Source organism: Vibrio sp. D173a (genome assembly GCF_030248475.1).
This window is the reverse complement of sequence record NZ_JAHGAH010000844.1, coordinates 1-1,561: the sequence shown is the minus strand read 5'-3', so window position 1 is coordinate 1,561 and position 1,561 is coordinate 1. Positions and strand designations below refer to the sequence as shown.

Sequence of the window (1,561 nt, the reverse complement as noted above, 5' to 3'; positions counted from 1 at the left end):
GAGAAGCTGGCTTTAAGTACCTCGTGCGCCCTATCACCCATTGCCTTACGCGTAGCTTGATCTGTAAGCAACATCAATGCAGCCTCATGGAGTGATTGATCTTCACCATTTATATAAGCCTTACCCGCACCTTCATCATTAATAAACTCAATCAGATCGTTACCACAATTTACACTGCCCAAAATAGGTAGTGACTGCACCATATAACCAAGCAATTTACCTGGAAAGTTATGTGCTTTATGTGTTTTTGCAAGTGAAAACAAGCCCACATCGACTTGAGTCAATACTTCTTTGTATGCCTCTTGGCTGATTGAGGAGAGAAGCGTTAGGTTATCGAGATTTTTTTTCCTCTTAGTTTTCTCTACAAGTTCAAATTCATCGCCCTGTCCGATAAAGAGAAAATGAGCCTTTGGATAAGCTTGCATGCTTTCGACCAAGCGCAATAAATTACCCATATCTTGCGCATGACCAATATTACCACCATAGAAGTAAACAACTTTATCATCCAGTTGGCACTGTTTTCTGATATCAATCAAGGAACAAGTAAAACTCTTAGGACTCACATCAGCCCAGTTTCGAAGAACCTGGAGGTTTTTATAGCTTGGGTGTAACTTTGAAAAATACGCTACATTGGCAGGTGACATTAAGCCAATAGTATCCGATGCATTGTAGTTCACCCTCTCAAAAAATCGAAAGTAATTTGCGATAGGCGATTTTGCAGATATCAACTTCTCGTCGATAACCCACTGCGGGAACATATCTCTTAAAACTAAATAGTTATACGTTCCACAATGGCGCTTAAACCAATGCATTAACGGTCCAAAGAATATGGATGGTGAGTAGTTCACACAAGCATCAAATGACTTAATACTATCAGCATCGTTAAGGGCCAAATAAGCATTCACTGACAGTAATGATTCACTGATAACTCTTTGAATCTTACCTTTGCCTCGCATTGGAGGATTACGAAAACGCCACACTTCAACGCCATCATAATATCCTTTAACCAAACGCTCTTTTTGTGGCCCATGGCTTGGAGTAATTATAATAGGGTCGTGACCGAGTTTTTTAAGCCCCAAAGCCAATTCATGAAACATTTTGGCGTGGACCAGAGTACTGTTGGGGAGGTAATCATCTGGAAATAAAGCAACTTTCACAGCTTAATATTCCTTCCAAACCACACGCTTAACATAATCAGTGTATGAATGAACAATACGAACGACCTTATCAGATACATTCGGCATGCTGTAATCTTCGACTTGACGTAGTAAGCGAGTTTCGCCTGACGGTTGTCCTTCAAGAACTTTCAAACCTTGCATTACGCGCTCAACGTCTAGACCAACCATCATTACTGACGCTTCTTCCATACCTTCCGGTCTTTCATGTGCTTCACGCATATTCAGAGCAGGAAAATTCATGATTGAAGACTCTTCATTGATAGTTCCGCTATCAGAAAGAACCGCTTTTGCATTCTTTTGAAGGTGGTTGTAGTCATGGAAGCCCATTGGTTTAAGTAGCTGAATATTCTTATGAAACTCTAACCCTTGAGCCTCTATACGAT

2 protein-coding genes are annotated in these 1,561 nt (G+C 40.6%); both read right to left on the bottom strand.

From position 1 onward, the window contains the following. The coding region (locus tag KIV40_RS29730) for a glycosyltransferase family 4 protein (RefSeq protein ID WP_285352856.1) at positions 1 to 1,157 on the bottom strand (1,157 nt) is incomplete at its 3' end. Between the two features lie 3 nt (positions 1,158 to 1,160). After that, positions 1,161 to 1,561 (bottom strand): UDP-N-acetylglucosamine 2-epimerase (locus KIV40_RS29725; RefSeq protein WP_285352854.1); only part of this gene is annotated, 401 nt, incomplete at its 5' end.